Source organism: Pseudomonas sp. A39 (genome assembly GCF_058145955.1).
In genome coordinates, this window is the sequence record NZ_JBYVMD010000022.1 from 1 (window position 1) to 23,626 (window position 23,626).

Consider the following 23,626-nt stretch of genomic DNA (forward strand, 5'->3'; position numbering starts at 1 on the left):
GGTCAGTTGGCCCAGGCCCGAGCCCAGCACCACGATGGACGCGGTTGGAGGGGGGGATCCCTACTATCTCCAGACTACTATCGGCCAAGAGCGGTCAGTTGAATGATTAGGAGGTTAAGACGACTAAAAGCAGATTAGCCTGGCAACTAGCCATAGCAGCCGTAAAGCTGGAGTAATTAGGGTCAGAACGTCATGAATCTCCACACTTTGGCGAACCAGTATTCGCAAGTGTTCAGTCGTGATTTGTAGGCAGTTATTAAGTGAGTGAAGTGTTGCCTTAACCGCAGCAGCGTAAGGAACGGGAGAGAAATTGTTCCAACGAAGGTAATGCGCACAACCAAACGGGTGTGGCATCATAAGGCCATTATTCATGTGCTGAGACTGAAGATGGAACTGATAAGTCAAGAAAAGATAATGCAAGTCCTTGATTGGGCCTACGAAAAATCTGTGAATGGATTCACCGGCCTTGATTCCGCCGAGGAGCTCGCGGCCAGCTACGCCAAGGAAGAAAGGCTCGCCTTCGATCAAGCTAATTCCCTGATTCGCTGGCAGAACACCAAGTCGGCTACCTCAGGCTTCATTACCGGTCTGGGTGGATTAATCACACTGCCCATCGCGTTGCCTGCCAACATCACAAGTGTGCTTTTCGTACAAATTCGCATGATAGCCGCTATCGCCCATCTAGGCGGCTACGACGTCAAGGATGACAAGGTGAAGACCCTCGTCTTCGCCTGCCTCACTGCCAACTCCGCCAAGGAGGTGCTGAAAGACATCGGCATTGTCGTCGGCAACAAGCTGGCGATGAACGCAGTGAAGTCAATTTCTGGTAAGACTCTGATAGAGATAAACAAAAAGGTAGGCTTCAAGTTGTTCACCAAGTTTGGCGAAAAAGGCGTGATCAATCTCGGCAAAGCCGTGCCACTGCTGGGAGGTTTGATTGGCGGGAGTTTTGATGCCTACACGACCAACACCATTGGTAACGTAGCGCGTGATACGTTTACACCAAAAGAAATAGCGACTGCATAACGGGCCGCCTTAGCAAAATTTGCATTTCCCTGTAGTCAGGGAAATGCAGTCAAATGGGAGCGGATCTGTTTTCTTACTGTATTAGATAGAATCCGCCAGTTGCTAAAGCTTTATAGTGACTTTTGTCACTGTGAAGAGTCTCGCTTGCTTGGAATGACTAGGAAGTATATGAGTGTCTCTGAATGGGTTTCGATTTTTGCTTTGGGTATTTCTTTGGTTGCGTTGTATTTTACTTTTAAGAAAGATGCTCACCACATCAGGTTGACTTTGAATAAAGGGCCGTCAGGACTATCGGATTTCATTTCTATAAATAATGATAGCTCATTTTCGGTGTTCATATCCTCTATAGGCTATCTCCCGCTTGGCGGGAAAATTGAATGGATAGATAGGATATGCGATGGAAAAGTCAATGAAAGTTTTGAGTTTCCTGTAAGCGTTCATGCCAAGTCAACGTATCGAGGGGTAATTCTTGGTGACTACGCTTTAAAATCAAAGCAGTATGCTTACTGTGTTCAGTTGGATTGCGGAAGAACGTTTGTAGTGTCAAGTACGTTTCCATGCAAGGACTATGTCAAGCTAAGACTGTTATCCTTGCTGTCTTGGTGGAGTTCTGGTCGGATTGGATTTAAGAAAAATGATGTTCATATTTCTAAATATAGATAGATTTGGTGAGTGAAGGGCAAGTTTTTAATGGTAGTTAATAAGTTTGTGCCCATTCGGGTGCGAGCTGTCACTCGAGAAGGGCTGCTGGGTGTCGACGGCAGTCAATCTTGACAGGCAGTAATCGGCCACAAACAGTTTGTCGTGTCTACAAAATGTTGTGCGATTCATAGCTAAGAGGGTTGTGATATTAGGCGCGAGTCAGATAAAGCCAGATGAGGGTGAAATTAACAGCGATGGAGCAAGGACGCAACGTGGAAATTACATGTCCAAAATGCAGCAAGATTACTGATTTTAATGTTACTGATGCGATTAGCTGCGAACACTGCAAAAATAGTTTTAGTACACTCCGTCTGGTGGTTAAGGCCACTTTGGTCCCGACGGTGGGGGCGCTAGCCATAGGTGGAGTAATTGGCCATCAATTGGACAATTTTTTTGAGGCGAACCGTTATCCGGTTGAAATTGAGTACGCACTTGTCGAAAGTTGCGTGCAGGGTGCGAAGCGCTCTGAATACTGGCGGCTGGCTGAACAGAAATTTGTACTGTGCAGCTGCGCGCTCACGCACGCTCAAAAAAGTATAAATTTCAAAAAATTTAAAGAAGCACCAGCCCAATTCAGGCAAGCCATGACAGTGTCAACTCAGCGCTGTAGTGCTGGTTAGTTATTAGTCCGAGCGCCGATGTTACAGCGCTCGGGTTATCAACAATCAGCCTTTGCTGGGAGCGTTTCCGCGTCCTCCGCCAGATGGATTGCCGGTTGTACTTGGCCAATTACCGGCTTGAGAGCCAGTACCAGGGGCTGTTCCCGAACTGCCCTTGCCGCCAGCGCTCTGGCTACTACCACCTTTGCTGCCACCGATACTGCCGTTAACCTTAGCCATACTCTTCTCTCCCTGGTTTTACTTGGTTGTTTTCGGCTTTACTTCTGCCACGGTTTTCTGAACTCGGCTCGTGAACGAGTCAGTACTGACTTTGCCGTTATCTTTGATGGCTTCAGCGCTGTGAATCCGGGCAGCGGCCTCGGGTGTCATTGGTGTTTTCTTGCTCATTGACGTTCTCCTTGAGTTAGCACCACGCTTGGTGCAAGGTCGACTTTAAGCAGTCACACGGGACAAACAGGGACAGTTATGGATGATGTCAGGAAGTTGCAAACCACGATTAGGCAGAAACTCGAAGAGCTTGGGATCAGCCAGGCCGCACTGGCCGAAAGGATCTTTATCGAGGACCATGATGAGGATGATGAGACTGCCTTGGCCCGTTTCACCGAAACCTTAAAAAAGCAACTGCAAAGAGCATCCACGCCGACTGAAAAGCTTCATCGTTATCTGGAGATTCTCTTGGCTGATCGACGGGGATTGGAGGCTCGCCACCTGAGCCTCGCGTCCTCTTATCTGTCCAAACAGGTGCTCAACGACATGCATCAGCTCTCAGCTTCCATCGATGAACAGCTTCGTAAAAAGTGTCTAACTGAGGTTGTGCCCTCTGAGGGAGTGAATCGCTCCTGATTTCCTATACGTTTTTGGCCGGCTGATTTTCACCAATTTTGTTGAAAAAGTCGGCTTCGGTTCCGATGGCAGAAAAGTTCGCGCCTGAAATAGAAATCTGTGCTTTGGGCAGAACGTTCACGACTCGTGATTTCATGCAAAAGCACGCAAAAAGCGGTGTTTTTGCCCATCAGTATTCAAGCGTTTTGGGCGAACCGACTTTTCCAGCAGAATCGACCGAACACCTCCCCTCAGGACAGCTGATTATCCGTCGGTTGCCTTCGCACAGGGATGATCAAGCGCGTCGCTAACGGCCCGAAATCTTTCACCGGTTACGCAATGCTCCTCCTTTCTTGTGGTCTCTACTCCGACTCCGCAAAAGGACAGGCTTCATGTCGATACGCGCTGCGTTCTGCCTGCTGCCCCTGCCATTATTCGCAGGCTGCCAGTACTTCCCACACACCAATTACTTCACTGCACCTGTAAACGAGCCCAATCCTGCCTGGATACGCATCGTCAACTTCACTCAGCATGCCGATCTGTACCAATACGAAAACGGTATACGTTCGGGCGGCGTAATTCGCAGTGGGCCGCTTCCTTTCACCCGTACGCAGGATGAGGGTATGCCGAAAGCAGGGCAAAACCTCACGTCGGACTATTACGAAACCCGGATCAGACCCGGCATCGAAACTCACGTGGGTATGTTCTGGGAAGGGGCGCGCACGCAATCCTGCTACGTCACGACGAAGTTCATGCCTCAAGCTGGGCGCCTTTACCAGTTCAGGCTGACATCCGGTTCATCAGGCACCTGTACGTTGTACCCGTCGCTGATCGAGCGCGACAAGGACGGAGGCGGGTGGCATCTCACTCCAAACACGCAGGTGACGTACAAGGGCGAAGGGCCGACGGCCAAAACCCATTACAACAATAGCCGCTTTGAGGATCCCGATTACCATCCACCTGCGGATCTCTATCCCGGCATAGACGTTTTATAAATAGGCAAACGAGCACACGCTTGTGGCTGCCAACACGACTACAAGGAATCGTTCATTGGGTGTCAGAAAGTATTGGCTAACGCTTGGCGAACGAGCATCAGAGGGTCTGTGGAGCAATGGGAAGATGTCCGATATAACGACATTGGCGTCAGCGCTGGGATGAGGCTGCCCCAGCATTTTTACTCGGGCATAAAAAACGGCTTACCTCTCGGTAAGCCGCTTTTTAGTCAATGATGTGCATCTGATCACCAGGAGTATTTAACGCTGGTCAGTAGCGTGCGCCGCATCCCGGGGTAGCACTCATAGGAATCGTCACAGGTGGCCACATATTCAGTGTCCAACAGGTTTTGCGCATTGACCGAGACGGTCACGTGTTTGTTGATCGGGTAGCTGGCGCCCGCATCGAACAGTGTGTAGTTGTCGATGTGGTAGGTATTGCCGTTGTCGCCATACAGCACGCCGGTGTAGCGGGCACCGCCGCCCAAGCTCAGGCCTTTGAGCGGGCTGTCGTTGAAGGTGTAGTTCAACCAGGTGGACGCCATGTGCCTGGGCACGTTGGCCGGGCGTTTGCCTTCGTCGCCGCGATTGCTCTTGGTGATTTCGGCGTGGGTGTAGGTGTAGGACGCGATCAGATCCCAGTGCTGATCCAGCCGCGCCTTGATCTCGGCTTCGATGCCGCGCGATTGTTGTTCGCCCGACGCAACGGTGAAGCCGGTGTTCACGCCGCCGACGATTTCCGTCGTCAGCACATTGGTCTTGGTCAGGTCGTAAGCGGCCAGAGTCATCAGGATGGCGTCGGTGGGCTGGTATTTCACACCCACTTCCCATTGATGCGCCATGCTTGGGTCGAACGCACTGCCGTTGCGGTCTGTGCCGGTGTTGGGGGTGAACGACTCGGCATAGCTGACGTAGGGTGCCAGGCCGAACTCGGTGAGATAGGTCAGGCCCAGCCGGCCGGTGAAGGCATTGTCTTTCTGGTTGGAGGACGCGCCGACATGGTTATCCAGAGCGTTGCGAACATAGTCATAGCGCCCGCCGGCCGTGACGATCCAGTGGTCGTCGAACTTGATCTGGTCTTGAATATAACCGCCAACCTGTTCGATGGTCTGGTCGTAATCAATTGAGCTCAGGCTGTTGGCGGCGTTGGGACGAGCGATCGCCAAGCCATATTGTGGCGCGTTCAGGTTCAGGCCTGGCGCTTGAGTGCGCCAGCGCGAGATATCGGCGTCTTGCCAGGTATAGTCGACGCCCATCAACAGGGTGTGGCTGAGCGGGCCGGTGGTGAAGTCGGCCTGCAATTGGTTGTCCAGGTTGAACGTGTCCATGTGCTGGTCGAAGCGGTCGGCGATCCGCGTCACGTTGCCGGTGTTGGTGTCGACGGCGGTGGGCAGCAGATTCTGGAAGATCAGGTCGACCTGCCCGTAGCGGGCGTTCTGGCGGAACTCCCAGGTGTCGTCCAGCCGATGGCGAAACTCGTAGCCCAGGCTGAATTGTTCCTGGTCCAGATGGTTGAAGCTGTGATCGCCCATCAGCGTGTTGGTGGTGTGGCCGTTCGGCGTGCTGTAGGCGAACAGCGAGCCGCCGTTCGAATCGCGCATGAAGTCACTGAGCAGGGTCAGGCTGGTGTCTTCATCCGGCGCCCAGGTGAGGGACGGCGCGATGTACAGGCGGTCGTCTTTCAGCGCGTGGCCGTCCGCATAATCCACTTGGGTATCGGCTTCACGGGCCAGGCCGACTACGCGGTAGAGCAGGTGTTGCTCGTCACTCAGCACGCCGCCGATATCAAACTGGCCTTGCAGGCGATCATGGTTACCGCCGGTCAACTGCACTTCGTTGACGTGATTGGCCTCGGGCTTTTTGCTGACCCGGTTGACAATGCCGCCCGCATCCCCTTGGCCGAACAGGCTGGAGGCCGGGCCACGCACAACGTCTATGCGGTCCAGCGAGTAAGGTTCGCTGCGGAAAAACGCGTAGCTGTTGTTTTGCTGACGCAGCCCATTGAGGTAGTCACTGCTGGCCTGGCCGTTGAAGCCTCGAATGTACAACCAGTCAAAACCCTTGGGGTCCAAGCCGTAGGCTTCCACCTTGACGCCGGGTACGTAGCGCAACGCGTCGGTGACAGTCTGCGCGCCTTGGGCCTGCATTTGCTGGCGGGTGATCACCGAGATCGACTGCGGGATTTCGATGATCGGTGTATCGGTCTTGGTACCTGCGCTGCTGCGGGTGGCCACGTAACCTTCCACTGGGCCTGCGGCTGACTCAACCGATTGGCCGGTGATGCTCGTGGGGTCCAATTGCAGCGTTGCGTCGACGGCAGGGATCAGCGAGTAGCTGCCGTTACTCAGCGACACGGCCTGCAACTTGCTGCCGGCCAGCAGCTGGCGCAAGCCTGAGTCCACCGTGTAGGCGCCGTGTAAACCAGGCGAGCGTTGCCCTTGCGCCTGGGCAGGGTCGAACGAAATATTGACCCCCGCCGTGGCTGCAAACTGTGCCAGTGCGGTGTTGACCGAGCCGGAGGGGATGTCGAACTGGGTCGCGGCCGTCTGCGCCCAGGCGGGCGCGGCAACCATGATCGAGGTCAGCGGCGCGCCCAGGGCCATGCCGAGCAGCGTGCGGCGCACGATGCGGGTCAGTGAAGGGGGTCGTTGAGTGGTTGGCTTGTGTACGGACATACCGTTTCCTTTCGCCCAGTGGCAGTAGAGTGAGAGCGGCGTCTGATGCGCCTCTATCTACCAAGTCGAATGAGAAATTGAATCAACAACCCCTGGCGGGCATTTATTTTCTGGCGCTTGTTCAGACCGACTCCACGCGCGTCCAATAGCGACTGAATTGGCGGATGCGCACAGGCAGGGTAGCGGACAGGTTTTCCAGGATCGTATCGATATTGTTCAAATGAAACGCCCCCGAAATACGCAGCCCCGCGACCTGCGCTTGGCAGCCCAGGTGCCCAGGACGGTAGCGTTGGAGTTCAAGGATCAAATCCTCCAAGCGCCAGTTGTTGACCACCAACATGCCGTGGGTCCAGGCATCGGCGTCGGGGCTCGCAGGCTGCACGTCAGCCACCTGGTCCTGGCTGAACCACACCTGCTGGCCCGCCTCCACCCGCACTGTCGGCGTGTGGGTTGCGCTGCGCACTTCGACGGCATGTTCAAGCACACAGACCCGGGTTTGAGCGTCTTCGCAGCGCACGATAAAGCGTGTTCCCAGCGCACGGACACTGCCTTCGCGGGTGTGCACCACAAAGGGCCGGGCCTGGGCATCACGCGCGGTTTCTACAAAGATTTCCCCGCTGAGCAATTGCAGCTCGCGAAGGCTTGGGCTGAAGTGAATATTCATTGCGGTGGCGGTATTGAGGCGTACCCGACTGCCATCTTCCAGGCGCAGGCTTTTGCTTTCCCCCGTCACGGTGCGCTGGTCTGCCACCAGTGACGGCAGTGCAGTGGTGCGCCAGGCCAACGTGCCGGCCCCACCGGCCGCAAGTAATAGCGACAGCACCTTGAGCACTTCACGGCGCTTGACCCGTGCACTGTTGAGCGTTGGCCGAGCGATACCGGAGCCGACCCGATCAAAGCGTTCCTGCAGTTGGATCAGCCGTTCCCAGGCCTGACGATGTCCAGGCGCACCCTCAAGCCAGCGCCGATGCGCTTCCTGGGTGGTTTCATCGGCGTCATCACATCGCAAGTCGACGTACCAGCGTGCGGCGGCTTCAAGGGTTGCGTGATCCAGTGCCACGCCTTACTCCTCGGTGGCCAGCAGGCAGTGCATCAACGCGCGCACCGCGTGTTTCTTGACGGTGTTGACCGACACGTGCAGTTGTCGGCCGATCTCCACATAGCTCAAGCCATCCAGCTGGGCCATCAGGAAAATCTGCCGAGTGCGAGCGCCCAGGCCATTCAGAATCCGGTCGATTTCCAGCAAGGTTTCAATGATCAGAAAGCGTGTTTCCGGCGAGATATCCAGCGCTTCGGGTCGGGATGCCAGGGTTTCCAAATACGCCTGTTCCACCGTCCGGCGCCGGAACATATCAATCATCAGGCTGCGCGCGATGGTGCTCAAATACGCACGCGGCTCACGTAGTTCAGGCGCTTTTCGTTGGGTCAGTACCCGCATGAAGGTATCTTGAGCCATGTCCGCTGCGTGATCGACACAGCCCAGGCGTTTGCGCAGCCAGCCACACAGCCAGCGATGATGATCGGCGTAGAGGGTGTGTACGGTCTGTTGGTGCAGGCGGTCGACGGAGGACATGGCTCAAACCTGAAAAGGTTTATATGATAATCAATCTCATTTTCGTGTTTGCTGGATGATTTTGCAAGGCTGGAAATTGGGGCAGGCGGCGTCGTTGCGGCTGGAGCCCCTGGAGAAATAACCATGTCGCCCTATAGCCCAAGGGACGCCTACCCTTCAGGGCATTTCTTGCTGCGCACTCCGCAGAGGATCGCCGTTCCACACGCGTTCATCGGTCTCAAGGATCTGGCTAATCAGGTTGCACACAATCGGCAGCCTCTCATGGCGGCGAAACAAAGCCCCCACCTCTGAAAAAATGGGAGGCCCGGCGATCTCCCGAAAGACCACATTTGGCAGTTGAATCGTTTGAATCAGAACGCTGGGAATGACTGCTATACCCACGCCCAGTGCCACGTGTGTCAGCACTGCGACCAGACTTCCAGGCGCCGAGACAATGTATGGATCGAATCTCCCGCGCTTGGCCACCTCACGCACCCCTAGCGCTTGTTCAGGCAGCACAAATGACTCGCTCGCAAGCGCACTCGGGCGAATGGCATCATCTGTCTTTGCCAAGACATGGTCAGCTGGCAACGCCAGGCAGAAGCGGTCGCGCGCCAAAATACGGCTGGAGATTGCATCAGGTAGATGCACGGGCATTCGTACAAAGGCCACATCAATCCGCCCATCCTCAAGAAGTGCCGTGAGGTGCTCGGTAGGGAGTTCCTTGGTGTTCACCATGACGTCTGGCCACTGATTGCGAAAGCGCTGGACTTGGTCCTGGAGTACCCCGAAAAAGGCGGCTGAGCCAACGTAGCCGATTTCCACTCGGCCAACCTGGCCTCGGCCTGCACGTTGGCCCACGTTAATAGCCCTCTCAAATTGCTCAAGGGTAGAGCGGGCTTCTGTCAGAAACGCTTCCCCAGCCGGCGTCAAAACGACAGACCGCTTTGTTCTATTAAACAGCCGAGCATCTAACAAGCGCTCTACTTCCTGGATCTGCGCAGTGAGCGTTGGGGCCGAAACGCCCAACTGCTCAGCTGAGCGTGAAAAATGTAGATTTTCCGCAACGGTGACGAAGGCGCGAAGATGGCGAATGTCCATGTCACTTGATTCCAATATTCAGTTCTTCTGAATTATATAGCTGATAGGCTTTATTGTTCTGAATTGTCTCTCCTGTTTCAATCGTTGGACTCACTTTCCCAGGAGTTCACCGTGTTCCGTCTTCTCCACGTCGCAATCGCTGTTGGCCTAGCGGGATCCCTCGCACTTGTTTCCTTGCCAGCCGCCGCATTAGATTTGCCCAACCAGCCAGTTCTGACGCTTGCCGCCGCTCAACAGATCCTCACAGCGGCGCAAACGAAGGCGCAAACGGCTGGGTGGCCGTGCGTCATCTCCGTTGTCGATAGTGCTGGTCTGCCCATTCTCCTCGTTCGCATGGACAACGCCGCTGTGCCAGCGGGTGTTGAGCTCGCCCCCGGAAAAGCGCGTACCGCCGCTCTGTTCCGACGTCCCAGCGGCGCCTTGGAAGATGCCATCAACGGCCCCCGACCTGCCGCGATCACCGCCCAAGGCTTTGTGCTGATGCGTGGTGGTTTTCCGATCATCGTCAACGGACACACCGTTGGGGCGGTAGGGGTATCTGCGGACACACCCCAGCACGATGAAGAGATCGCTCAAGCCGGGCTGGCTGCATTTAAATAAATGCCCTGTTGAAAACGTGCAGTTACCGCTCCCGCTATTAGAAGAGACTGTCATTCCATGAGAAAAGAAGCGGCCATACTGGTTGTCGCGTCGGCGGGCTGTGCCATGACCGTTCTAGATACGAACGTCGTGGGCATCGTTTTGCCAACCATTGCCAGGGATCTTCAAGCCTCGTTTGCAGAGGTCGAGTGGGTCATAAGCACCTATGTGCTGTGCTTCGCTGCCCTCCTGCTTCCGGCGGGCTCCATCGCTGACCGGTACGGCCGGCGACGCGTCTTTCTGTTCGGAATAGCGCTCTTTGCAGCCTCTTCCCTGGCCTGTGGTTTGGCGCCTTCAGCGGCAGGCCTGTATCTGGCGCGAGCGGTACAGGGCGTCGGAGCCGCTTTCCTGCTTGCTCCTGCCCTCGCCATCATCGGGCACACGTTTCACGATGAAAAATCGCGCAGCCACGCTTGGGCGATATGGGGCGGCATCATGGGACTCACCATGGTTGTCTCGCCGCTCATAGGTGGAGTGATCAGTAGTTCACTTGGATGGCGCTGGGCGTTCTATATCAACATCCCCGTCTGCGTATTGCTGGCGGCAGCGGTCGTGACGCTGGTGGATGAATCTCGTGATCCCACGCCGAGAACGCTGGACATCCCGGGAATTGCGCTTTTCGCGCTGGGGATGTTCAGTGCCACATGGGCACTCATCGCCGGTCCCAGTCATGGATGGTCGAGTATCCCTGTCCTCATGAGCATGATCGGGGGGCTGCTGTTGTTCGCAGTCTTTGTCTGGGTCGAAAAACGTCGGCCCCACCCGATGCTGGATCTCGAATTGTTCACCGCCAGGCCCTTCGTTGGCGCCGTACTCGCGATGCTAGCCTATGCCTCGTCTGCTCAAGTCATGGCATCGCTGTTACCGCTCTTTCTACAAAATGGCCGTGGCAACGGGGTCCTCCAAGCGGGTATCGCCATGCTTCCATTTGCCGTTGCGATGCTGATTTTTCCGCAAGTAGGTAGGCGACTTTCGCCTTACCTTGAGAGCGCGGGCATCCTGGCGCTGGGCCTCTTAATCGTTGCACTTGGTAACCTTATCCTGATGTTCGCCGCCGTTCAGCAGGGAGCACTGTTGCTGATTTGCGGCATGGCAATTCTGGGAACAGGCGGTGGATTACTGAATGGCGAAACCCAGAAGGCCATCATGGGCACGGTTCCTCGAAGTCGCGCCGGAATGGCGTCCGGCATTAGCACTACCTCCAGATTCACCGGCATATTGTTGGGTTTCGCTGGACTCGGAGCGGTACTGGCCAGCGGCGTGAAATCGGCGATTGAAAGCAAACTAATAGACGCGGGAGTTTCTGCTCAACCCGGATTTTCCGAATACGTCATGGCAGGCGACTTCGAACGTGCTATCGCACTGTATCCCCACGACTTAAACGAAACGTTGAGTGGGCTTGCCCAGCAGAGTTACAGCCAGGGGTTTGCCGGCGCATTTGTGATTGCCGCTATGTTCTCGCTACTCGCATCCGCTGCGGTGTATGGGCTGATGCGCAGCAAACGACGCTGTAGCCAGAATCCTGCAATCTAACCAGAGTCCTGCAAAACGCGAGTAAAGCCCATGCCGATAAACGACCTGAACATTGCACACCCGGTAGAGACAGGCGCGATCATTTTTGACCTCGACGGCACGCTCGTCGATTCAGCGGGCGACATGACAGCACAACTGAACACCCTTCTTATCGAGTCGGATCTTGAGCCTCTTTTGGTCGCAACAGCTTCAAAGTTCCTCGGTGACGGGCTGCGGTCATTTGCCAGGCGAGCGTTCTGTTTGCGAGGGATGAATAATATGGAAGAAGCGATCAATACCTTCATCTCGCGCTACGAACACACCGACCATCCGATGACAAAGCCTTATGACGGGGTGATGGAAACCCTTGGCGTGTTGCAAGAAGCGGGGTGGAGAATGTCTGTCTGTACCAACAAAGACGAATCGATTGCCATCGATATTCTTAAGCAAACCGACCTGTTGAGGTTTATTGATAGGGTGTGCGGCGGGGATACCGTGTCGTTCAAGAAGCCTGACCCCGGACACCTGGGTGCGTTGGTAGCGCGTGCCGATTACGCAACGCTTCCCAAAATAATGATAGGCGACAATAAGAACGATTTTGAAGCCGCACGCGGATACGGAATACCGTTTGCCTTTGCCAGTTGGGGCTATGGATCCCTGCCTGACGATTGCACAGCCGTTAATCTCATAAAATTCAGAGATATTCTCGGCATCGTTGGCTTGCATGGGCACTGAGCAGCAGCTAAGGATGGGCTCTCGTCCTTGTCGGTCTACTAAATTCCGGGCCCTTTGCACGCACTAAGGTCAGCGGTTTTCCAAGGGTGGGCGGCGCTCATATCGGTCACCGCGCGAGTGGCACCGCGCGTACGGTTCGGTTGAGTGCTGTCACCGACTAGCGTCTGACGTCTCTCGTATCGCTGAGGATCCGCCCAGCATCTTTTGCAGGGGATAGCCCGAACACCCGGGCATAATCTCGACTGAATTGCGTGGCGCTTTCGTAGCCAACCTCGAAGGCTGCAGCCATGACGCTCATGGAACTTGCAACCATCAATGTTCGCGCCTGTAGCAAGCGCACGCGTTTCTGATACTGCAAGGGGCTCAAGTTGGTGACAGCCTTGAAATGGCGATGAAATGCCGAGACGCTCATCGATGCTCGTTCCGCCAACCGTTCTACGCCGATGGGCTCGGCAAAGTCGCGGCGAATCCATTGGATAGCCATGTTAACGCGGGCCATTGCGGTATCAGGCGCTGCGATTTCTCTGAGCATCCAGCCATGCGGCCCCTGTAGGACGCGGAAGATGATCTCCCGCTCGTAAACCGGGGCCAACGCTGCGATGGCCTCTGGATCGCCCATCAGTCGGAGCATGCGTACCCATGCGTCCATCAACTCGGTCGTAACCGAGGCCACCGAAAAGCCGGGATTATTTTCCATGCGGGCTGCAGGTTTGGGCAGGTCGGCGAATAATGTCGACAGCACCACCGGATCAAGCGTCAGGCTGACTGCCAGATAAGGCTCGCCTGATGCGGCGGGATGTACTAAACCCACGGCGGGTAAATCGATGGACATGACGAAGTAGGTCGCAGAATCATACCTAAGCGTGCGATTACCCACGGTCATGCTTTTGCTGCCTTGCAGAATCAAATTGATCATGGGGTCATAGACCGCCGCCAGCAGGTGCTCGGGGATCTTGCCTTGAACCATCGCTACGCGCGGGATGCCTGTTTCGGTTCGGCGGTTTTCAGCGCCGGCCGCCAGTGATCTGAGTTCTTTGAGTGAGTTGTCCATGGTTGGCATGCTGAAGGCATAACGGCTCCACGCGCAAGCAAAAAGCAGAAACAGGCAGGTTTCGAGTAGGAACGGATATGACCTGCCAGGCGCTGATTATTACTCTGGATGCACATTCCAAGCACAGAGGAAACGGATATGGGCGTCATCGTGATCACAGGCGGCAGTCGCGGAATCGGTGCCAGTGCCGCTGAGCATATTGCCAAAAAAGGGATGGGCGTCATCCTGACCTATAACGCCAACCCCCAGGCGGCGGCGTCGGTGGTGAAGCACATTGAGGACGCGGGTGGGAAAGCCGTAGCGCTCAAGCTCGATGTCTCGGACGTTGGCAGTTTCGAGGCATTTCGCGAGGCAGTCGTGGTAGCCCTGCGGGAGACGTGGAATGCCACTGCGCTGAGTGGCCTGGTCAACAACGCAGGTTATGGGTTGTTCAACCCGTTGGCTTCCGTCAGCGAGGCGCAGTTCGATGACTTGTTCAAAGTGCATCTCAAAGGTCCGTTTTTTCTCACTCAGGCATTGCTGCCGCTGCTGGCGGAAGGCGCCAGTATCGTCAACCTGACCAGCGCCACTACTCGTGTAGCCACCGCTGGCGTTGCACCGTACGCCGCGTTCAAGGGCGGGCTCGAAGTGCTCACTCGCTATATGGCCAAAGAGTTTGGTGAGCGGCACATACGGGCCAATGCCGTATCACCGGGTGCTATCCGTACCGAGCTGGGTGGCGGGCTGAACGACGAGTTCGAAGCGATGCTGGCGGCGCAAACAGCACTCGGAAGGGTGGGTGAGCCCGAAGATGTCGCGCGGGTGATTGCCATGCTGCTGTCCGAAGAGGGCGCTTGGATCAATGCCCAGACGATTGAAGTCGCCGGCGGCTACAACATCTGAACATACGGGGTGTAAACCATGCTTGATCATATTTTTTTGTCGGTAAGCGATATCGCACGCTCTATCCGTTTCTATGAGGCTGCACTGACGCCGCTGGGCATCACCGCGCGTTTGGACTACGACGGCAAGGACGGTCCACCGGGGCATCCAGACCTGAAAGGTTTTGGCGCCAATGGCCGCATCTTTTTCTGGTTGCGCGAAGGTGTGTCTGAAGGGCGGGCTGTGCACGTGGGTTTCGTCGCGAACAACAAGGCCGAAGTTGATGCTGCCTACGCCGCGGCCATAGCGCAGGGCGCCATCGATAATGGCGCGCCGGGCGCCCGCTTACACTACGACCCCGATTACTACGCAGCCAATGTACTGGACCCGGATGGGTACAGCCTGGAATTCGTCTATAAAAAATGGCAGCACGCCCAATGAGCACACTTCTGATCTACGGAGCCACGGGCTACACCGGTCGTATGGCGGCCCAGCGGGCAAAAGCGCTTGAGCTGAATGTTGAAATCGCCGGACGCAGCGAGCAGCGGCTTGCCACCCTTGCCGCGCAATTGGGCGTGCCATATCGAGTGTTCGATACGGGCGCAGTGACCGACACTGATCTGTCTGGCATCGCGGTATTACTAAACTTCGCGGGGCCATTCGCGCAAACGGCAGAACCATTGATACACGCGTGCATCAAGGCTGGCGTCGACTATCTGGACATCACCGCCGAGATCAACGTTTACCGGCTGGCTGAGAGACTGGGCGTTCAAGCCGCTGCCAATCAGGTGATGCTGTTGCCAGGCGTTGGTTGGGACGTCGTCCCCACTGATTCGCTGGCGGTGCAGGTTGCCAGGCGCGTTGAACAGCCGCTGGCGCTGAGCATTGCACTTCAGGTCCCAGGGTCAATGTCCCGTGGGTCTGCCATGAGCGTCAGTGAGATCATCGGTGCCGGCCTACTCACCAGGGTGGACGGCGAATTGGTTATGGCGCCCGATGCGACGCCACGGCACTTTGACTTTGGTCAGGGGCCGGTCCTTTGCGCGCCGCTTTCCTTTGGTGACCTGGTCACAGGTTGGCATTCGACGGGCATTCCTAATATCGCGATGTTTGTGCATATCGCGGGCGATGCGTTTCCAGACGGTGATCTGTCGCAACTGCCTGACGGGCCCACGGCAGAGCAGCGGGATGCACATCGCGCCCGCGCAGTGGTTGAGGTCATAGGTGCTGATGGAACAATCGCAAGGTCTGTGATCGAAACCGTGAACGGCTATTCCTATACACCCTTGGCAGCGGTGGAAGCTGCGCGCCGTGTACTGAACGGCGAACGACGCACGGGCTTTGCGACACCGGCCACGGTCTTCGGCGATGGATTTGCCGAGAGCATTGCCGGGACGGTAATTACCAACGTTTAAGGTTGGTGCTGGCGATTCAGATGGTTGCAGTGCGCTCTCGGGCGAAGGCGGGTGGCCTAAACCTTGTCGTATAGTGCGCAGACGGCAGGCCATAAGGCCGAGTACGCTCGTTTGAATTGCGAGGCACCTTCATACCCCACTGTATAGGTGACCGTCCGCTTTTGGCCGATTCTGTTGAAAAAGTCGGTTTGCCCAAAACGCTTGAATACTGATGGATAAAAACACCTCTTTTTCGTGCGTCTGCGTGTCTGATCGGGATCAGACCACATGTTGGCGAATTTTATAGTGTGGTCTGACACCGGCTCATCTATGTAAGAGGCTATCGTGCTAGCTTTCGCATCCCAAGTCATTCAATTCAGCAGTGGTCTTTCCTGACTTTAAAGCATTCATGCAGAGTTTGAATTTTTGCTTTTCTACTGCCAAATTATATTCATCGGTGAGCGCTGTAGCCTCTTTTTTGTCGTTGCTGCTGAAAGAGTCAAACACTTTTCCGACTGCGCCGAAGTAAGCGCCTATGACATCGGCGGGTAATTTAGCCAGTGCAATAAGCTCGCCTTCTGTGGTTTGCTCATAGGTTGTTGGTACTCCATCGGTAAATGCAAAATTCGCCATGTTATTGGAAAATACCGTTCCTGAGACCGGCATGAAATATATGGGGGAAGCGGAAGGCGAGGAGACGAGTTGTGTTATGTTTATGGACTTGTCGTTGCTTGATGTTGTTAATTGGTAAGGAATATTTTGTCGATAGAACACTCCGGACTCCTCTTTTTTGCTGCTGTTGGCGACAAATTTTTTGCTTCCGGTTTGCGGAACGTTGCTGCGGGGTATCAGGGTTATGTTGATGTCACAGAAGTCGAATGGAGTATTGGCTGCGCTCGGAGCTACTATTGTCGTGTGCGTGCCTTTGGTGCATTGCGTGGTGGGAGCAATCGAATAGATGTAGGCGGCGCTTGTTGCGAGGTTTTGAAATGCCTCGGAAACACCACTGGTTGTTGTTGATTTGGTTGTTTGCAATAAACCGTTTACGCCCAAGCCTACACTTAATTCATTTTTTCCAAGTAAATTATTTTGATGGTGTAAGACGAATCTTTGCGACGTGTCTGCATAGGCTAATGACTCTTTTATTTCTACTTTTTCTGGCTTGTTATCGGCACCTGTAGTGACCGTCACGAAAAAGTCTTTACTCGGCATGTAATAAACTAGTCCATCCAGGTTTTCCGGGTCTGGGTTGCTGATAGACTTTATGCTGGAGCAAGCTGTTGTCATTGCTATCAAGCAGAAAATGGAGAAACCATTCGTGGCGTTCATTGGTAGCGCTCCTTGTAAGGCCGTTAATGGCCACCAGCCAGTATAGATGCAAATGACGAGAGTGCTGGCAACGGGCCTTCAATAGAGTCTTTCTTATTTTGTACTCCCTTGCTTGGCATTGAGCGCATCAGGAAGTGCGTTCTCGCGCGTTCTGATGGTGAAGCAACAGTACCCTGGAAAATTGTCGATTCGGCGTAAGTGGGCTGCGACGAATCGGCGGTCTATTTGATGAGCGCGCTTAAATGCTGACCGCCAGCTTCGGTAACGCCATCCACCAACAAAGTCACCAACTCACGGTTAAAGCGGGCTCACTGTTGGACACTGGCCAATATTGCTGAAAAGTTACTCTTTTGGGTCCACTCGACGGCATTCCACCCCAGTTTTTTTGCGGCGAGGACGTTGCCAGGCGTGTCGTCCAGCAATAGCAACTCGCCCGGAAGGAACCCTGAAAGATTAATGATTTTTTCGTAAAACCCCACGTCAGGTTTCTTGCAGCCTAGCGCAGCCGAATAGTAGACCCCATCACAACGCTCTCCCAGCCCAAGCTGCTCAACCAGAAACGACGCGCGCAGGTGTTCCTGATTGGTCGCCAGATACACCTTGACTCCCGTCTGTCGTTGCCGGTTGAGCTGGCTGAGTAAGCGAGTGTCTAACCGTGCATCGTTTTTGAACCAATAGGCGATGAACACCTCAGTGCAGAGGCCAGGTGCAATGCGAGCAAGGACTGGCTCCAATGCGCTTTTTAGGTCTACACGCCCAGTGACAATGGCGTGCCAATACGGTGTAAAAAATGCCCGCTGCAAGTCCGCGCTGTTTACACCGAGGTCAGCCTCTATGGACGCCGCCCAAGGTTTGCCATCGGCTGGGCGGCCGTGGACCAGGACACCATCCACATCGACCATGATTGCCTTGATCATCTATCCCTTCGCCACACCCACCCGCCACTGCGCCGGCGGCAAAATCCCGTTCACCAGGTAATTCCCCACAATCCGCGACTTGTACACGCGCGGGTTGTGGTTCGCCAGGGTGCGCGCATTGCGCCACAGCCGGTCCAGCGCTTTGTCGCTGGCGGTGGCACTGGCACCCAGTGCATCGAACAGCGCCGTGGTTGCCGCAAGCGTTGCGTCGACCACCGGGTTGACCGCCAGGCACACTTCCAGCTCCGCCAAGGCCACCTGGGGGTCGTCATCCTGCAGCGGTTGGTCGTGGGCAATCACATACTGCGCGGTGTGTTCCAGGCGTTGCGCCGCTTGTTGGGTGATGGCTTGCGCGGCATAGGCTTGGCTGGCGACTTCGCCGATCACTTGCAGCAGCTGCACGTCGTGGCCTGCGGTGTCGGCGTTGCCGGTGGTGAAGGTGCGGGCGCGTTTGCTGAGTTCTTCGGCACCACTGAGCGCGGCACGCCGAGCGATGCCGGCGAGGGTGCTGAGGTGGTAGAGCTGGAAGAATGATTGCCCATGGCCAAAGCGCTGGTGGGTGAGGCGCACATCGTCGTCCACCACCGGTGCGTTGTCGAAGATGCAGGTACCGCTGGCGGTGAGGCGTTGGCCGAAGCCGTTCCAGTCATCGATGATCTGCACGCCGGGGGCCTTGAGGTCGACGACCACGCTGTAGACCGTGCCGTCTTCGCCAGTGGCGATGGTGTTGATCAGGTCGCTGTAGAGCGCGCCGGTGGTGTAGAACTTTTTGCCGCTGATACGCAGCGCACCGGCGTCGTCACGGTGCAGGCGGGTGTCGAAATCGCCACGGGCCTGGCTGCCGACTTCGGTGCTGCCCGGCGACAGCAGGGCGCCCTGGCCGAGCCGGTCCAGCCATTTGGCGCGCCAGTCGCGGTCCTTGGCGCTGAGCACGTCTTCGCAAAAACCAAAGTGGCCACGCAGGGCCTGAGTGATGTTGGAATCAGCGGCGGATAACTCGGTGAGCAAGGTGAGCAGCTCGACCAGCGTGGCGTCCTGGCCGCCATAGCTGGCCGGCAGACGCCAGCGCGGTAAGCCCAGGGCGTTCAGTTGCTGGATCACCGTGGCGAGGCTGGCGCGTGTCTGATCCGCCTCGGCGGCCTGCGCGAGGATGTGCGCAAACAGCGGCCGAAACGGCGCGGCCAGGTGTTCGTAGCGGGCAGTGGGCGGCGTGCCCCAGATATTCAAAGCGGAAGTCGGCATGCAATGGACCTTGCAGAAAGTGGTTCAGGTGCTGGGGTCCAGTGGTCTGGTGACGTCACCCTAACTCAGGGGCGGCCAAGTTTTTAATACGAAAAGCAGCTAGCGACCTGTACGACGGTTCTATCGATAGTGCGCAACAGTATTAAACCTCGCCCTCTTATTGCGATAGCTTCTACGCTGAACGACCAGACTGCATGCCCACAGATGGTTGAAACAGCCATCTAACCGTGTGGGAATTTTTATGATCAACCGCCGAACACTGCTTTCTTTGCTGGGCCTTGCTTCCCTGACCCTGCAGGGCCCTTCCGCCTGGGCAGCGGAGCCGCTGACCCTGACGGTGGGCGACCAGTTCTTCTCCAACCGCATCGTGCTGGAGCTGTCCGGGGAGCTGAAAGACCTGCCGTACACCATCGATTTCAAGCGTTTCAACACCGGCTCCCCCGTGGCCTCGGCAGTGGCCAGCGGTGCGCTGGACGTGGGCATCGTCGGCGATACCCCGGTGATCAGCCTGGCCGCGAATGGCGCGCCGGTGAAGGTGGTCGCCAGTACCCAGACCAGCCTCGACGGCGTCGGCATTGTGGCGCGCAAGGGCATTCATTCAGTGGCCGACCTCAAGGGCAAGACCGTCGCCATCTGGAACGGTTCGTGGAGCCAACAGTTGGCGTACAAGGCGTTGGATGAGGCCGGTGTGCCGCGCAGCAGCGTCCACTTCAAGTACCTGCTGCCGGCGGAGGCGAGCCTGGCGTTGACCCAAGGCGACATCGACGCCTTCGGCACCTGGGAACCCTACGTGTCGTTGCAGGAAAAAGAAGGCAGCAGCCTGATCCGCAACGCCAAAGGCTTGATGAGCGCGCCCACCTACATCGTGGCGTACGAGCCGGCCCTGGCGCAGAAAAGCGCGATCATCAAAGACTTTATTGCCCGCCTCACCCGCGCTCGGGAGTGGAGCAACAAGCACATCGATGAGTACGCCGAAGCCTGGTCCAAGGCCAACCAGTCGGCGCCGGAAATCGCCAAGGTGTGGTTCAAGCGCGACGCGATCAAGGTACTCCCGATCTCGCCGACGATTGTCAGCGAGGCCCAGGCCACGGCGGATTTCCTGGTAGATGCCCAGATGCTGAAGCAGCGGTATGACGTGGCGCCGTTGTTTGATCGGGTGCTGAACTAGGATTTTTCTTCCGGGGCTCATCGGAAACAAAAAATCACTGGCATCGACAGGGAGTAGCCATCAGGCTACAAGTGATTCTGTGACTGATTTGATTGGCAGGACGCCTGAGTTTGATACAGGGCTCGACGGTTTGAGGGGGGGATAAAACCGACCAGAAGCGAGGAATCAAGCGCGCAAAAGAGATTCTTGATGCCCTGAGAGGTAGATGACATGAACGAGTCGAAATTCAAACCCGAGGACATGCCGATCCTCGATCTTGATACGTCCGGTACCAGCGTTTATGAAGCGTCGCGCTTCCTCGATAGCCCGGAAACCATCAGTGCGTATCTTGCGCAAAGCATGATGGCCCAAGATCCGCAGGTGCTCATGAAGGCGCTTGCCGAGGTCGGCAAAGCGCAAGGCGTGAACAACGTTGCCGAGGCGGCAGGCGTTAGGGGTTGAGCTGACCGTACAGCCCATCAAACGACCACAATCGGCAAAATAACCAAGGTCAACTGTGGGCGCTCGACAGCTCCCACATTGACCTAAGTTCCCTTAGGGAATTACCGCACCAGGCACGGCTGCTTGTTGTTGAAGCGCCATCCCGGAATCAGGAACTGCATCGCCACGCTGTCATCCCGCGCGCCGAGGCCCATGCCTTTGTATACCTCGTGGGCCTTGGCCACCGCGTCCATGTCGATCTCCACACCCAGGCCTGGCTTGCTCGGCACTTTCACGTAGCCGCCTTCGATTTTCAGCGGTGCCTTGGTCAGGCGTTGGCCGTCCTGCCAGATCCAATGGGTGTCGATGGCGGTGATGTCGCCGGGGGCGGCGGCGGCGACCTGGGTGAACATCGCCAGGGAAATATCAAAGTGGTTGTTGGAGTGCGAGCCCCAGGTGAGGCCCCAGTCGTTGCACATCTGCGCCACGCGCACCGAGCCCTGCAGGGTCCAGAAGTGTGGGTCGGCGAGGGGGATGTCCACCGATTGCAACTGGATCGCATGGCCCATTTCGCGCCAGTCGGTGGCAATCATATTGGTGGCGGTCTTGAGGCCGGTGGCGCGGCGGAATTCGGCCATGACCTCGCGGCCCGAGTAGCCGTTCTCTGCACCGCAGGGGTCTTCGGCGTAGGCGAGTACGTGGTGCTGGTCGCGGCACAGGCGGATGGCTTCTTTCAATGACCAGGCACCATTCGGGTCGAGGGTGATGCGTGCGTCGGGGAAACGTTCGGCCAGGGCGGTGACGGCTTCGATTTCGGCATCGCCACTGAGCACGCCGCCCTTGAGCTTGAAGTCATTGAAGCCGTACTTGGCTTGGGCGGCTTCGGCCAGGCGCACCACGGCGTCGCTGGTCAGGGCCTTTTCGTGACGCAGGCGGAACCATTCATCGTCGCTGTCGGCTTCGTTGCGGTAGGCCAGGTCGGTCGCGTTGCGGTCGCCGACATAGAACAGGTAGCCGAGCATTTTCACCGCATCGCGCTGCTGCCCTTCACCGAGCAAGGCGGCTACGGGGACTTCGAGGAACTGACCCAGCAGGTCGAGCAGCGCGGCTTCCACGGCGGTGACGGCGTGGATGGTGATGCGCAGGTCGAAGGTTTGCAGGCCGCGGCCGGCCGCATCCCGTGAGGCAAAGGTGCTGCGCATCTGGTTGAGGACACGCTGGTACTGGCCGATCGGCTGGCCCACCACCAGGCTGCGGGCGTCTTCGAGCGTTTCGCGGATACGCTCGCCGCCGGGGACTTCACCCACGCCGGTATTACCGCTGCTGTCCTTGAGGATGACGATATTGCGCGTGAAGTAGGGGCCATGCGCGCCGCTGAGGTTGAGCAGCATGCTGTCGTGGCCGGCGACGGGGATGACCTGGAAGTGAGTGACGACGGGAGTATTCATGGCAGGTTCCTAAAGGGGCTCAGAGAGGTTTGCTGATGGCAGCGCCTGTTGGCGCGCTGGGCGACGTCAACACGGCAGACGGCGACGTCTTGGCGAAGAACACCAGGATCGCGGCGAGCACCGAGGTGCCGGCCAGGCCGTAGAGGCCGCCCTGGATCGAACCGGTGGTCTGTTCGAGAAAGCCGAAGGTGGTCGGCGCAACGAAGCCGCCCAGGTTGCCGATGGAGTTGATCAACGCGATCACCGCTGCGGCGATGCGCACATCCAGGTAGCCCTGGGGGATTGGCCAGAACAGCGACGATGCCGACTTGAAGCCAATGGCCGCAAAACAGATCGCCACAAAGGCAAACACCGGCCCACCGGTGGTGGACATGAACATGCCGGCCGCTGCAATCAACAGCGCTGCCGCCACCCAGGCCTGCTGGAACTTGAACTTGCCCGACAGCGAAGCGAAGGCGTACATGGCGATGATCGAAATCAGCCAGGGAATCGAGTTGAAAAAACCGACCTGCACATCACTCAAGTCTCCCATTTTCTTGATGATGCTCGGCAGCCAGAAGGTCGCCGCGTAAATCGTCAGTTGGATGCAAAAGTACAGGGCGCAAAACAGCAGGATCTGACGGTCCTTGAGCAGCTTGCCAATCGTCGGTTTGACGGTGGTGAGGGCTTCACGTTCGCGCTGTTCCTGGTCGATAGCGTTGACCAGTGCGTCCTGTTCTTCGCGGGTCATCCATTTGGCGTCGTGGGGCTTGGAGTCCAGCCAGAACCACACAAAAAAACCGATCACCACCGAGGCCAGGCCTTCAATGGCAAACATCCACTGCCAGCCGTGAAAGCCAAACCCTTCGATCTGCAACAGCACCCCCGACAGCGGGCCGGAAATCAGCGAGGCCACCGCAGAACCACTGAGGAAAATCGCGATGGCTTTACCGCGCTCCACGCCCGGCAGCCAGCGAGTGAAATAGTAGATCACCCCAGGGAAGAAACCGGCTTCGGCCACGCCCAACAGAAAACGCAGGATGTAGAAGTGGGTTTCGTTCTGGATGAACGCCATCATCGTCGCGACGATGCCCCAGGTGAACATGATGCGGGTCAGCCAGATACGTGCCCCGACCTTTTGCAGCAGCATGTTAGAGGGCACTTCGAAGAGGGCGTAGCCGATGAAGAACAACCCGGCGCCGAACCCATAGGCGGCGGCGCCGATGCCCAGGTCATGTTCCATGTGCGTGCGTACAAAGCCGATATTGACCCGGTCGATGTAGTTGAGGATGAACATGATCACGAACAGTGGGAGCACATGGCCCTTCACTTTGCTCACGGCGCGCGCGAGGACCGAATCACTTTCTGGTGCGGCAGATGCATGGCTTGAATTGTTCACAATTCAAAACTCCCCCTGATTATTTTTATGCGGGTTTGCGTG

Annotated in this window: 23 protein-coding genes and 2 pseudogenes; 14 read left to right on the top strand and 11 right to left on the bottom strand. The window is 56.6% G+C overall.

What is annotated here, in order from left to right:
- Positions 1-264: 264 nt before the first annotated feature.
- The 3 genes from AC3ZU9_RS17510 to AC3ZU9_RS17520 all read left to right on the top strand — a co-directional run bounded on the left by AC3ZU9_RS17510 (position 265) and on the right by AC3ZU9_RS17520 (position 2,348).
- Complete coding sequence (locus tag AC3ZU9_RS17510) at positions 265-1,026, top strand: EcsC family protein (protein ID WP_256581569.1); 762 nt, start codon at positions 265-267, stop codon at positions 1,024-1,026.
- A gap of 168 nt (positions 1,027-1,194) precedes the next feature.
- Entirely contained in the window at positions 1,195-1,689 is a 495-nt protein-coding gene (locus AC3ZU9_RS17515) for a hypothetical protein (RefSeq protein ID WP_490091095.1), read from the top strand.
- Positions 1,690-1,940: 251 nt separating this feature from the next.
- Positions 1,941-2,348, top strand: coding sequence for a hypothetical protein (locus AC3ZU9_RS17520; RefSeq protein ID WP_490091096.1), 408 nt, complete (start codon positions 1,941-1,943; stop codon positions 2,346-2,348).
- Positions 2,349-2,585: 237 nt separating this feature from the next.
- Here the strand turns inward: AC3ZU9_RS17520 and AC3ZU9_RS17525 are convergent, their stop codons facing one another.
- Positions 2,586-2,735: a hypothetical protein gene (locus AC3ZU9_RS17525; protein ID WP_177410687.1), complete on the bottom strand. Its 150-nt coding sequence runs from the start codon at positions 2,733-2,735 to the stop codon at positions 2,586-2,588.
- 78 nt (positions 2,736-2,813) lie between these two features.
- On the opposite strand from AC3ZU9_RS17525, the gene AC3ZU9_RS17530 reads away from it, so the two are divergent.
- Positions 2,814-3,191: a hypothetical protein gene (locus AC3ZU9_RS17530; RefSeq protein WP_102061921.1), complete on the top strand. Its 378-nt coding sequence runs from the start codon at positions 2,814-2,816 to the stop codon at positions 3,189-3,191.
- A gap of 371 nt (positions 3,192-3,562) precedes the next feature.
- Positions 3,563-4,165, top strand: coding sequence for a hypothetical protein (locus AC3ZU9_RS17535; RefSeq protein WP_102062084.1), 603 nt, complete (start codon positions 3,563-3,565; stop codon positions 4,163-4,165).
- 245 nt (positions 4,166-4,410) lie between these two features.
- Here AC3ZU9_RS17535 and AC3ZU9_RS17540 read toward each other — a convergent pair whose 3' ends face one another.
- From AC3ZU9_RS17540 to AC3ZU9_RS17555, 4 genes are all read right to left on the bottom strand, one after another.
- Positions 4,411-6,837, bottom strand: coding sequence for a TonB-dependent siderophore receptor (locus tag AC3ZU9_RS17540; RefSeq protein ID WP_102062085.1), 2,427 nt, complete (start codon positions 6,835-6,837; stop codon positions 4,411-4,413).
- A gap of 121 nt (positions 6,838-6,958) precedes the next feature.
- Positions 6,959-7,897 (bottom strand): FecR domain-containing protein, encoded by a 939-nt coding sequence (locus AC3ZU9_RS17545; RefSeq protein WP_102062086.1) that lies wholly within the window; start codon positions 7,895-7,897, stop codon positions 6,959-6,961.
- A gap of 3 nt (positions 7,898-7,900) precedes the next feature.
- Positions 7,901-8,410: a sigma-70 family RNA polymerase sigma factor gene (locus tag AC3ZU9_RS17550; protein ID WP_102062087.1), complete on the bottom strand. Its 510-nt coding sequence runs from the start codon at positions 8,408-8,410 to the stop codon at positions 7,901-7,903.
- Positions 8,411-8,566: 156 nt separating this feature from the next.
- Entirely contained in the window at positions 8,567-9,490 is a 924-nt protein-coding gene (locus AC3ZU9_RS17555; RefSeq protein ID WP_490091097.1) for a LysR family transcriptional regulator, read from the bottom strand.
- A gap of 195 nt (positions 9,491-9,685) precedes the next feature.
- Here AC3ZU9_RS17555 and AC3ZU9_RS17560 point away from each other — a divergent pair, with 195 nt between their 5' ends.
- The 3 genes from AC3ZU9_RS17560 to AC3ZU9_RS17570 are packed head-to-tail and all read left to right on the top strand — an operon-like array spanning position 9,686 to position 12,376.
- Entirely contained in the window at positions 9,686-10,090 is a 405-nt protein-coding gene (locus tag AC3ZU9_RS17560; RefSeq protein ID WP_082893894.1) for a GlcG/HbpS family heme-binding protein, read from the top strand.
- 57 nt (positions 10,091-10,147) lie between these two features.
- Complete coding sequence (locus tag AC3ZU9_RS17565; RefSeq protein ID WP_490091098.1) at positions 10,148-11,662, top strand: MFS transporter; 1,515 nt, start codon at positions 10,148-10,150, stop codon at positions 11,660-11,662.
- Positions 11,663-11,692: 30 nt separating this feature from the next.
- A complete protein-coding gene (locus AC3ZU9_RS17570; protein ID WP_490091099.1) occupies positions 11,693-12,376 on the top strand; it encodes an HAD hydrolase-like protein in 684 nt (227 codons plus the stop codon).
- Positions 12,377-12,533: 157 nt separating this feature from the next.
- On the opposite strand, the gene AC3ZU9_RS17575 is transcribed toward AC3ZU9_RS17570, so the two are convergent.
- Positions 12,534-13,427 (bottom strand): AraC family transcriptional regulator, encoded by an 894-nt coding sequence (locus AC3ZU9_RS17575; protein WP_102062091.1) that lies wholly within the window; start codon positions 13,425-13,427, stop codon positions 12,534-12,536.
- Positions 13,428-13,565: 138 nt separating this feature from the next.
- Between AC3ZU9_RS17575 and AC3ZU9_RS17580 the strand changes: the two genes are divergently transcribed.
- From AC3ZU9_RS17580 to AC3ZU9_RS17590, 3 genes are read left to right on the top strand one after another with little or no spacing between them, the layout of a single operon-like run.
- A complete protein-coding gene (locus AC3ZU9_RS17580) occupies positions 13,566-14,309 on the top strand; it encodes an SDR family NAD(P)-dependent oxidoreductase (protein WP_490091100.1) in 744 nt (247 codons plus the stop codon).
- 18 nt (positions 14,310-14,327) lie between these two features.
- On the top strand, positions 14,328-14,729 hold the full coding sequence (locus AC3ZU9_RS17585) for a VOC family protein (RefSeq protein ID WP_102062131.1): 402 nt from the start codon (positions 14,328-14,330) through the stop codon (positions 14,727-14,729).
- A complete protein-coding gene (locus tag AC3ZU9_RS17590) occupies positions 14,726-15,703 on the top strand; it encodes a saccharopine dehydrogenase family protein (RefSeq protein WP_490091101.1) in 978 nt (325 codons plus the stop codon). The genes AC3ZU9_RS17585 and AC3ZU9_RS17590 overlap by 4 nt, the downstream gene beginning before the upstream one ends.
- A gap of 327 nt (positions 15,704-16,030) precedes the next feature.
- Here the strand turns inward: AC3ZU9_RS17590 and AC3ZU9_RS17595 are convergent, their stop codons facing one another.
- From AC3ZU9_RS17595 to AC3ZU9_RS17605, 3 genes are all read right to left on the bottom strand, one after another.
- Positions 16,031-17,011, bottom strand: coding sequence for a hypothetical protein (locus AC3ZU9_RS17595; protein WP_490091102.1), 981 nt, complete (start codon positions 17,009-17,011; stop codon positions 16,031-16,033).
- Positions 17,012-17,319: 308 nt separating this feature from the next.
- Complete coding sequence (locus AC3ZU9_RS17600) at positions 17,320-17,928, bottom strand: HAD-IA family hydrolase (RefSeq protein WP_490091103.1); 609 nt, start codon at positions 17,926-17,928, stop codon at positions 17,320-17,322.
- On the bottom strand, positions 17,929-19,170 hold the full coding sequence (locus AC3ZU9_RS17605; protein ID WP_490091104.1) for an acyl-CoA dehydrogenase family protein: 1,242 nt from the start codon (positions 19,168-19,170) through the stop codon (positions 17,929-17,931).
- A gap of 241 nt (positions 19,171-19,411) precedes the next feature.
- On the opposite strand from AC3ZU9_RS17605, the gene AC3ZU9_RS17610 reads away from it, so the two are divergent.
- From AC3ZU9_RS17610 to AC3ZU9_RS17620, 3 genes and pseudogenes are all read left to right on the top strand, one after another.
- Positions 19,412-20,338: an ABC transporter substrate-binding protein gene (locus tag AC3ZU9_RS17610; RefSeq protein ID WP_490091105.1), complete on the top strand. Its 927-nt coding sequence runs from the start codon at positions 19,412-19,414 to the stop codon at positions 20,336-20,338.
- A 134-nt stretch (positions 20,339-20,472) separates the two neighbouring features.
- A pseudogene (locus tag AC3ZU9_RS17615) lies at positions 20,473-20,547 on the top strand (type II toxin-antitoxin system RelE/ParE family toxin); the annotation flags it as partial.
- A gap of 1 nt (position 20,548) precedes the next feature.
- Positions 20,549-20,770: pseudogene (locus tag AC3ZU9_RS17620) on the top strand (helix-turn-helix domain-containing transcriptional regulator); the annotation flags it as partial.
- Between the two features lie 110 nt (positions 20,771-20,880).
- Here the strand turns inward: AC3ZU9_RS17620 and gudD are convergent.
- Together gudD and AC3ZU9_RS17630 are read right to left on the bottom strand one after the other, a co-directional pair.
- Positions 20,881-22,206: a glucarate dehydratase gene (gene gudD, locus AC3ZU9_RS17625; RefSeq protein WP_015885038.1), complete on the bottom strand. Its 1,326-nt coding sequence runs from the start codon at positions 22,204-22,206 to the stop codon at positions 20,881-20,883.
- A 19-nt stretch (positions 22,207-22,225) separates the two neighbouring features.
- Entirely contained in the window at positions 22,226-23,584 is a 1,359-nt protein-coding gene (locus AC3ZU9_RS17630; RefSeq protein ID WP_015885037.1) for an MFS transporter, read from the bottom strand.
- Positions 23,585-23,626: the final 42 nt, after the last annotated feature.

Bases quoted from the DNA above. Each gene is read 5' to 3' on its own strand.
- AC3ZU9_RS17515 (WP_490091095.1), top strand. From the start codon at position 1,195: ATGAGTGTCTCTGAATGGGTTTCGATTTTTGCTTTGGGTATTTCTTTG.
- AC3ZU9_RS17525 (WP_177410687.1), bottom strand. From the start codon at position 2,735: ATGAGCAAGAAAACACCAATGACACCCGAGGCCGCTGCCCGGATTCAC.
- AC3ZU9_RS17530 (WP_102061921.1), top strand. From the start codon at position 2,814: ATGGATGATGTCAGGAAGTTGCAAACCACGATTAGGCAGAAACTCGAA.
- AC3ZU9_RS17535 (WP_102062084.1), top strand. From the start codon at position 3,563: ATGTCGATACGCGCTGCGTTCTGCCTGCTGCCCCTGCCATTATTCGCA.
- AC3ZU9_RS17540 (WP_102062085.1), bottom strand. From the start codon at position 6,837: ATGTCCGTACACAAGCCAACCACTCAACGACCCCCTTCACTGACCCGC.
- AC3ZU9_RS17550 (WP_102062087.1), bottom strand. From the start codon at position 8,410: ATGTCCTCCGTCGACCGCCTGCACCAACAGACCGTACACACCCTCTAC.
- AC3ZU9_RS17555 (WP_490091097.1), bottom strand. From the start codon at position 9,490: ATGGACATTCGCCATCTTCGCGCCTTCGTCACCGTTGCGGAAAATCTA.
- AC3ZU9_RS17565 (WP_490091098.1), top strand. From the start codon at position 10,148: ATGAGAAAAGAAGCGGCCATACTGGTTGTCGCGTCGGCGGGCTGTGCC.
- AC3ZU9_RS17570 (WP_490091099.1), top strand. From the start codon at position 11,693: ATGCCGATAAACGACCTGAACATTGCACACCCGGTAGAGACAGGCGCG.
- AC3ZU9_RS17575 (WP_102062091.1), bottom strand. From the start codon at position 13,427: ATGGACAACTCACTCAAAGAACTCAGATCACTGGCGGCCGGCGCTGAA.
- AC3ZU9_RS17580 (WP_490091100.1), top strand. From the start codon at position 13,566: ATGGGCGTCATCGTGATCACAGGCGGCAGTCGCGGAATCGGTGCCAGT.
- AC3ZU9_RS17585 (WP_102062131.1), top strand. From the start codon at position 14,328: ATGCTTGATCATATTTTTTTGTCGGTAAGCGATATCGCACGCTCTATC.
- AC3ZU9_RS17590 (WP_490091101.1), top strand. From the start codon at position 14,726: ATGAGCACACTTCTGATCTACGGAGCCACGGGCTACACCGGTCGTATG.
- AC3ZU9_RS17595 (WP_490091102.1), bottom strand. From the start codon at position 17,011: ATGAACGCCACGAATGGTTTCTCCATTTTCTGCTTGATAGCAATGACA.
- AC3ZU9_RS17600 (WP_490091103.1), bottom strand. From the start codon at position 17,928: ATGATCAAGGCAATCATGGTCGATGTGGATGGTGTCCTGGTCCACGGC.
- AC3ZU9_RS17605 (WP_490091104.1), bottom strand. From the start codon at position 19,170: ATGCCGACTTCCGCTTTGAATATCTGGGGCACGCCGCCCACTGCCCGC.
- AC3ZU9_RS17610 (WP_490091105.1), top strand. From the start codon at position 19,412: ATGATCAACCGCCGAACACTGCTTTCTTTGCTGGGCCTTGCTTCCCTG.
- gudD (WP_015885038.1), bottom strand. From the start codon at position 22,206: ATGAATACTCCCGTCGTCACTCACTTCCAGGTCATCCCCGTCGCCGGC.